This window comes from Paracoccus fontiphilus (genome assembly GCF_017356265.1).
GTDB lineage: Bacteria > Pseudomonadota > Alphaproteobacteria > Rhodobacterales > Rhodobacteraceae > Paracoccus > Paracoccus fontiphilus.
The window spans coordinates 1-7,841 of the sequence record NZ_JAFNAW010000101.1 but is presented as its reverse complement, the minus strand read 5'-3'; the positions used below and the strand labels follow the sequence as shown (position 1 = coordinate 7,841).

Sequence of the window (7,841 nt, the reverse complement as noted above, 5' to 3'; positions counted from 1 at the left end):
GCGCGGCCTCGACCGCGCCGTCCGCGCCGCCCTTGATCGCCGTCCGGGCCGCGTCCAGCCGGGCGCGCAGGGCCGTTGTCACCGCCGCGCGGCCATGGTCGTCGATCAGCGCCCGGCCCGCGGGAGACAGCAGAACCTGATCGACCGAGGGCAGGGCGCGGAAGCCCGTCATCAGTATCCCGCGATGAAGGGGTTGAAGCCGCCGCGCCGGAAATCCGTGTCCTTCATCAGCATGTCCAGCCCCAGGCTGAAGACGTCGTCGGCGATGGGGTCCAGACTGGCGTTTTTCACCTGATACAGGATCTTGACCCAACTGTTGCAGTCGCCGCAGACCTCGGCCTTGACGGTCGCCTCGTCGGTTTCGGCGCTGCGATAGCTGATCGCCGCGTTCGAGCCGCAGCAAAGGCAGACTACGCGAACCTCGTTCCATTGGGTCGCGCAGCAGCCGCAGGTGGCATAGCGGGTGCTCTCGATGCCTGTCGCGCCCATGACCGAGGACGTGGCGGGACGCCCGCCGCAGGTGGGGCAGGTGCCGGTGCGGATCTTGACCAGGCTTGCCGCGTCCAGCGTGGCCGCCAGCCGTGCCAGATGCACCTGCACCGCCGCGCCGACGAACAGGTGCGGGGCGGCGCTGTCCTCCGGGATGCGGTCGGACAGGATGTTGTCCAGCAGCCAGTGGCGGTCGGCAATTCCTGCCGCCGTTACCGCCGACAAGGCGAGGCGCGCGGGCTCGGGCATGTCCAGCGCCGCAGCTTCGGCCAGGAAGCGGTCCAGCGTGGCGTGCATCCCCTCGTCCGTTGCCAGCGCGGCGCGGTCGATGGGCGGCATCCGGCTTTCGCGGGCGATGCGGATGCGGTCGGCGGGCACCGGCGCCAAGGCGGGCAGGTCGCGCGCCAGCCGCGCCTGGAGCGCCGTCAGGTCGCCCAGGAAGCGCAGGTAAGGCGCAAGGTTTCCGCCGTGGTCGGCCAGGAAGGCGAAACGTCCGGCGCGCTTTTCGAAGACAGCCACCGGATCGGGCAAAAAGGCCAGCGGCGCCTTGGGGACGCCGCCGATGACCGTGGGGTCGGGTTGCAGGCTGTTGTTCATGTCTTCTCCGGGCCGGACCGGCCACTTGCCGTTCGCGTTATTCTGCCGGGCCGCGTGTGCGCCGTCCAGCCAGTTCGCGCAGCCACTTGCGGTGGTGGCGATAGGCCCAGCCGCCGGTGACCGTGCCCCGCGTCATGGCCCGCAGCGTGCCGCGTGTCCAGAAGGCCGCGTAGACGTGCAGGATGAAGACCAGGATGATCGCCACCGCCGCCAGCGAATGGGTCAGCACGGCCCAGCGGCGCGTGGGTATCGTGACCAGTTCGCCGAAGAACTGTTCCCAGATCATCACACCCGAGACGATCAGCACCACGATCAGGATCGTCATGCCCCAGAAGATGAACTTCTGCCCGGCATTGTACTTGCCAAGCTCGGGCAGGTTCTCCTCGTTCCCCTTCACCACGTCGCCGATCTGGGACAGCCAGGCCCTGTCGTCCGGGGTGGGCAGGTTCAGCCGCCACAGCTGGATGAACATCACCATGAAGCTGACGAACAGCACCACGCCGATGACGGGGTGCAGCCAGCGGGCGTTCTGCCCGCCGCCGAACAGCCCGGTCAGGAAATACAGCGACGGGTGGAAGAACGCCAAGCCCGAGATCAGCAGCAGGATCAGCGTGATCGCCGTGATCCAGTGGTTCGCGCGGATGAATCCCCGGTAACGGCTGACCGTCACCGGCTTGGTGGACTCGATCCGGTCGCCCGGTTCGGCATAAACGGGGCGCCGCATCAGACAGCCCCCCTGTCGTCAGAACCGCCGGACTGAACCAGCTTCTCGGCTTCCTGTTCCTCGTGGGCGTCCACCTTGTTGGCGCGGGCGAAGATCCCGTGGATCGCGGCGCCGACGGCGGCCACGCCCATGACGGCAAGGCCCGCGGTCTTGGTCACGCCCTTCCAGCCCTCGACCACCGGCGAGATGCGCGGATTGTCCGGCAGCCCGTCATAGATCGCGGGCTTGTCGGCATGGTGCAGCACATAGAAGACATGCGTCCCGCCGACGCCCGGGGGGTCATAGATCCCGGCATTGGCGTAGCCGCGAGACTTCAGATCCTCGACCCGGTCGTTGGCATGGGCGATCATGTCCTCCTTGGTGCCGAAGACGATGGCCTCGGTGGGGCAGGCCTTGGCGCAGGCCGGACCCTGGCCCACGGCCACGCGGTCGGAGCACAAGGTGCACTTGTAGCTCTTGTGATCGACCTTGCTGATGCGCGGGATGTCGAAGGGGCAGCCGGTCACGCAATAGCCGCAGCCGATGCAGTTCTCGTGGATGAAATCGACGATGCCGTTGGAATACTGCACGATGGCGCCGGGCGCGGGGCAGGCCTTGAGGCAGCCCGGATCCTCGCAATGCATGCAGCCGTCCTTGCGGATCAGCCATTCCAGGTTGTCGGTTTCCGGATTCACCCATTCGGTAAAGCGCATCAGGGTGAACATGTTGGGCGTCAGGTCGTGAGGGTTCTCGTAGACCCCCACGTTTTCTTCCACCTCGGGCTTGGTATCGTTCCACTCGATGCAGGCTGACTGGCAGGCCTTGCAGCCGATGCACTTGGACACGTCGATCAGCTTGGCGACCTTGGTCAGCTGGCGTTCAGGCTGCGGCACGTCCTTGGTGGCCGAGATGCGGACCACGTCGGAAGGCAGCAGGTTCGACCCGATTGGCTGGACCGGCGGGTTTGACGCCGCCGTCCTGGGTTGGGGCGCGGTTTCGGTCATGCCACCGGCTCCTCGGCTGAAGGTTCGATATTGACCATGAAGGCCTTGAATTCAGGCGTCTCCACGTTGGCGTCGCCGACCTGGGACGACAGGCTGTTCGGGCCGAAGCCCTTGCGCGCCGCGCCCATGAAGCCCCAGTGCAGCGGGATGCCGATCACATGAACGGTCTTGCCGTCGATCTGCATCGGCCGGATCCGCTTGGTGACAAGGGCCTTGGCCCAGACCTCGCCCCGCTTGCTCCAGACGCGGACGCGGCCGCCCCGCTCGATGCCGCGCTCGGCCGCCAGTTCCTCGCTGATCTCCACGAAGAACTCGGGCTGCAACACGGCGTTCACCGGGTTGTGCTTGGTCCAATAGTGGAAATGCTCGGTCAGGCGATAGCTGGTCGCGACGAACGGGAATTCGGGGTCGCCGATTTCCGCGAACTTCTCGGCGTCGGATTCGAAGACCCGGGCCACCGGGTTCCCCCGCATCCGCGCGTTGAACGGGTTGGCGATGGGCGATTCGAACGGCTCCATGTGGGTAGGGAAGGGGCCGTCGCGCATCATGCCCCGGCTGAACAGCCGCGAGCTGCCCTCGGGGTTCATGATGAAGGGGCCGACCTCCTCGGGCTTGGCCGTCACCGCGATGTCCGGGACGTCATAGCCTTCCCACTTCTCGCCGGTCCATTCGATGATCTTGCGCGACGGGTCCCAGGGTTTGCCCTGCAGGTCGCAGGACGCGCGGTTGTAGAGAATCCGCCGGTTCGCGGGCCATGCGAAGGACCAGTTGAGGAACGCGCCGGTGTCGTCGGGATCGGTGTTGTCCCGCCGCGCCATCATGTTGCCGTCCTCGGTCCAACTGCCGGCATAGATCCAGCAGCCGCCCATGGTCGATCCGTCGTCGCGATACTGGCCGAAGTTCGCCAGCTGCTTTCCCGCCTCGGCCACGACCTTGGTCGTGTCCTTGAGGTCATAAACGGTCCGCAGCGCGCGGCCGTTCATTTCGCGCGCCAGTTCGTCCGGCATGGGCTCGTTCGGATCGGCATAGTCCCAGGTCAGGTTCAGGATCGGATCGGGGAAGACCCCGCCCTCGTCCTGGTACAGCTTCTTCACCCGCTGGAAGATCTGCGCCATGATCCAGGTGTCGTGCTTGGCCTCTCCCGGAGGGGTCGCCCCCGCCCAGTGCCATTGCAGCCACCGGCCCGAGTTCACCAGCGCGCCCTCGTCCTCGGCGAAGCAGGTGGTGGGCAGTTCCAGCACCTCGGTCTGGATTGCCGCCGGGTCCACGTCGTTGTGGATGCCGTGGTTCTGCCAGAAATGCGAGGTTTCCGTGGCCAGCGGGTCCATGACCACCAGCAACTTCAGCTTGGAAAACGCCTCGGTCATCTTGCCCCGGTTGGGGAAGGACAGGATCGGGTTGAAGCCCTGGCAGAAATACAGGTTCACCTTGCCATGCGCCATCAGCTCGAACATGCGCATCCCGTCATAGGCGGGCACGTCAAGCTTGGGCAGATAGTGATAGGCCCAGTCGTTCTGCGCCGTGGCGGAATCCCCCCACATGGCCTTCATGAAGCTGACCATGAACTTGGGATAGTTCTGCCAGTAGCTCATCTGGTTCGGCCGCAGAGGCTTGAACCCGCGGGTGGACATGTAGGTCGCCCAGTCCGCTTCCTTTTCCGTCGGGATGTTCAGGTATCCCGGGATCAGGTTCGACATCAGGCCGATGTCGGTCAGGCCCTGGATGTTGGAGTGGCCGCGCAACGCGTTCATCCCGCCGCCCCGGACGCCGATGTTGCCCAGGATCAGCTGCAGCATCGCCATGCCGCGGATGTTCTGCGCGCCCTTGGAATGCTGGGTCCAGCCAAGCGCATACATCGAGGTCATGGTCTTGGTCGGCGTGGAGCATTCGCCGATCATGCCGCAGATATGCAGGAACTTGTCCCTGGGCGTGCCGCAGATGCGCTCCACGAACTCGGGCGTGTAGACATCCACATGCGCCTTGAGCATGTTCCAGACGCAGCGCGGGTTCTGCAGCGTCGGGTCGGTCAGCACATAGCCGTCGTCGCCGATCTGATAGTCCCATGACGACTTGTCGTAGTCGCGCTTTTCCTCGTCATAACCGGTGAACAGGCCATCGGACCAGCCGAAGTCCTCTCGCACCAGATAGGACGCGTTGGTGTAGTTGCGGACATAGTCCCACTGCACCTTGTCGTTCTCGATGCACCAGCGGATCACGCCCATCAGGAAGACGATGTCGCTGCCCGGACGGATCGGCGCATAATAGTCCGACACGGAGGCCGTGCGGGTATAGCGCGGATCGACCACGATCAGCTTGGCGCCGCGATGGTGCTTGGCCTCGGTCACCCACTTGAAGCCGCAGGGATGCGCTTCGGCGGCGTTGCCGCCCATGACGACCACGAGGTCGGTGTTCTTGATGTCGGTCCAGGAGTTGGTCATCGCTCCACGGCCAAATGTCGGGCCCAAACTGGACACCGTGGGGCCGTGTCAGACGCGCGCCTGGTTATCGAATCCGACGATCCCCATGGAGCGGACCGTCTTGTAGGTCAGCCATGCGGTTTCGTTTGTGGTTGCCGATGCCGCCAGGAAGCCGGTCGTCGTCCAGCGGTTGACCGGAACCCCGGCCTCGTTCGTCTGGATGAAGTTGGCGTCGCGGTCGTACTTCATCGCGCGGGCGATCTTGTCCAGCGCGTCTTCCCAGGTGATGTCCTGGAATTCGCTGGCGCCGGCGGCGCGATAGCGCGGCTTGGTCAGGCGCGTCGGCGCATGGACGAAGTCCTTCAGCGCCGCGCCCTTGGGGCAGAGCGTGCCGCGGTTCGTCGGGTGGTCCGCGTCGCCCTCGATATGGATCAGCTCGGCGGTCTCGCCCGCCTTCACGTCACCCTTGGAATACATGATGATCCCGCAGGCGACCGAGCAATAGGGGCAGGTGTTGCGCGTTTCCGTGGTCGTGGCCAGCTTGAAGGCGCGCACATGCGCCTGTTCCGCCGCCTCGGCCTCGCCGAAGCCCATGGCCCCAAGCGACGTCGCCGCAACCCCCGCACCCGCCAGCCTCAGGAAGCCGCGGCGCGAAAGGTCGATGTTCATAAGACCTCCTGCTGCCTGTCGATAGATAGGTACAGGGCAAGTTTGCTGACCGGCTGGTCAAAAGTCAAGCTGAGCAGGAACATCACCCGAACAACTTGACGTAACGGCCGCGAGCGTTCGCAAGGAGGAAGTCTGGTGCGCGGCGAGGGACTCGAACCCCCACGCCGAAGCGGTTGGACCTAAACCAACTGCGTCTACCAATTCCGCCAGCCGCGCACGCGCCCAGCCTTACGGCAGGACGGGCAGGGCGGTCAACGGGTCATCGCGATGGCGATGGCCGCCGCCAGTCGGGCATTGTTCAGGACCAGCGCGATGTTCGAGTCCAGCGAGCGGCCCCCGGTCAGTTCGAAGATGCGCCCCAGCAGGAAGGGCGTGACCTCCTTGGCGGCGATGCGCCGGGTCTCGGCCTCGGACAGGGCCTGTTCGATCACGGGCATGATGTCGTCGCGGGCGATCTCGGCATCCTGCGGGATCGGGTTGGCGACAAGCTGGCCGCCCTTGAGGCCCAAGCGGGCGCGCATGGCGGCGGCGGCGGCGATTTCCCCGGCGCTGTCCATCCGCAGCGGCGCCTTGATGCCGCTGGTCCGCGACCAGAAGGCCGGCAGGTCGTCCTGTCCATAGGCGATGACCGGCACGCCCAGCGTTTCCAGAACCTCCCAGGTCTTGGGCAGGTCCAGGATCGCCTTGGCGCCCGCCGCCACGACCGTGACGGGCGTTTGCGCCAGTTCCTGCAGGTCGGCCGAGATGTCGAAGCTAGTTTCCGCCCCGCGATGCACGCCGCCGATGCCGCCGGTCGCGAAGACCCGGATGCCCGCCAGATGCGCGCAGATCATCGTGGCGGCGACCGTCGTGGCGCCGGTGCGGCCGTTGGCAAGGCACACGGCCAGGTCCGCGCGTGACAGCTTCATCGCCTGGTCCGAAGGGGTCTGCGCCAGGGCCTCCAGCGCGGCGTCGGTCAGCCCGACATGGATCTGCCCGCCCATCACGGCGATCGTGGCGGGCACCGCGCCGTTGTCGCGGATCACCTGTTCGACCTGGCGCGCCATGGCCAGGTTCTGCGGATAGGGCATCCCGTGGGTGATGATTGTCGATTCCAGCGCCACGACAGGGCGGCCGGCGGACAGGGCGTCTTGGACTTCGGGCGAGAAGGTCAGGGGGGCGGTCATGGGACGTCCTTTCCGGAAACATGGGCGGCGGCGGCCTCGACGGCCTGGCGCAGGGCCGCGTCGCGCGGCTGGCGGTTCAGTTCGGCGGCAAGATGCGCCGCAAGGAAGCAGTCACCCGCGCCGGTCACGCGGGCAACCGTCACGGAGGGCGGAGCCAGCGTCAGGGTCGGGGCGCCCACCATGGCTTCGGCAGCGGGCCGGGGGCCGTCCGTCACCAGCACGCGGGCCGCGCCGCGCGCCACCACGGCCTCTGCGGCGGTCGCTGCGTCGGGGCAGGCCCGTCCGGCGAGGATCTCGGCCTCGAGCCGGTTGAGGTAGAAGCAGCCACGGCGGGCGGCAAGCAGGGGTTCCAGCCGTTCCGCCTTGCCGGGGCTGGCAGGAACGACGCGCAGGTCCGCCCGGGCAAGGCGCGGGTCGCGGGCAATGGCGTCCAGCAGGTCGACGGTCAGGTTGCCGTCCAGGACCACGGGCGCGGTCCAGCCCGCCAGGGAGCCATCCAGCGGCGCCAGGATCGCGGTGCCCGCGTCCTCCAGGCTGTGGACGTCGGCGATGGCGGCGATCAGGCCCTCGCTGTCCTCGATGCCCATGTAGGTGTCGGTGGGCAGGCCGGTGTCGCGCGCCAGATGGGCGGTCAGGACGCCCAGCCGCCCGGCCTCGGCCACCAGGGCCTCGCCTTCCGGGTCGCGGCCCACTGCGGACAGGACGGCGGGGCGCAGGCCCCAGCGGGCCAGGGCCACCGCCACGTTCAGCGCCACGCCGCCGGGAATGTGGCGGATGCGGCCCGGCACGTCGGCGC

General features: G+C 67.0%; 7 protein-coding genes, 1 tRNA gene and 1 pseudogene. All 9 read right to left on the bottom strand.

The genetic code is table 11. From position 1 onward, the window contains the following. A pseudogene (locus tag J0F76_RS19280) lies at positions 1-172 on the bottom strand (L-seryl-tRNA(Sec) selenium transferase); the annotation flags it as partial. Next, positions 172-1,086, bottom strand: a complete 915-nt coding sequence (fdhE, locus tag J0F76_RS19275; RefSeq protein ID WP_207471982.1) for a formate dehydrogenase accessory protein FdhE — start codon at positions 1,084-1,086, stop codon at positions 172-174. The pseudogene J0F76_RS19280 and the gene fdhE, both read right to left, overlap by 1 nt. Positions 1,087-1,123: 37 nt before the next feature. Next, a complete protein-coding gene (locus J0F76_RS19270) occupies positions 1,124-1,810 on the bottom strand; it encodes a formate dehydrogenase subunit gamma (RefSeq protein ID WP_207471981.1) in 687 nt (228 codons plus the stop codon). Next, on the bottom strand, positions 1,810-2,793 hold the full coding sequence (fdxH, locus tag J0F76_RS19265) for a formate dehydrogenase subunit beta (RefSeq protein ID WP_207471980.1): 984 nt from the start codon (positions 2,791-2,793) through the stop codon (positions 1,810-1,812). The genes J0F76_RS19270 and fdxH overlap by 1 nt, the downstream gene beginning before the upstream one ends. After that, complete coding sequence (gene fdnG, locus J0F76_RS19260; RefSeq protein ID WP_207471978.1) at positions 2,790-5,267, bottom strand: formate dehydrogenase-N subunit alpha; 2,478 nt, start codon at positions 5,265-5,267, stop codon at positions 2,790-2,792. Before fdnG ends, fdxH begins: the two co-directional genes overlap by 4 nt. A gap of 12 nt (positions 5,268-5,279) precedes the next feature. Further along, complete coding sequence (locus tag J0F76_RS21465) at positions 5,280-5,879, bottom strand: twin-arginine translocation signal domain-containing protein (RefSeq protein ID WP_207471976.1); 600 nt, start codon at positions 5,877-5,879, stop codon at positions 5,280-5,282. Positions 5,880-6,012: 133 nt separating this feature from the next. Further along, a tRNA-Leu gene (locus J0F76_RS19250) sits at positions 6,013-6,095 on the bottom strand. Between the two features lie 35 nt (positions 6,096-6,130). Next, positions 6,131-7,045 carry a pseudouridine-5'-phosphate glycosidase gene (locus tag J0F76_RS19245; protein WP_207471973.1) on the bottom strand — a complete coding sequence of 305 codons (915 nt, stop codon included), beginning with the start codon at positions 7,043-7,045 and terminating at the stop codon, positions 6,131-6,133. Next, positions 7,042-7,841: PfkB family carbohydrate kinase (locus J0F76_RS19240; RefSeq protein ID WP_207471971.1), on the bottom strand; the 800-nt coding region annotated here is incomplete at its 5' end. The genes J0F76_RS19240 and J0F76_RS19245, both read right to left, overlap by 4 nt.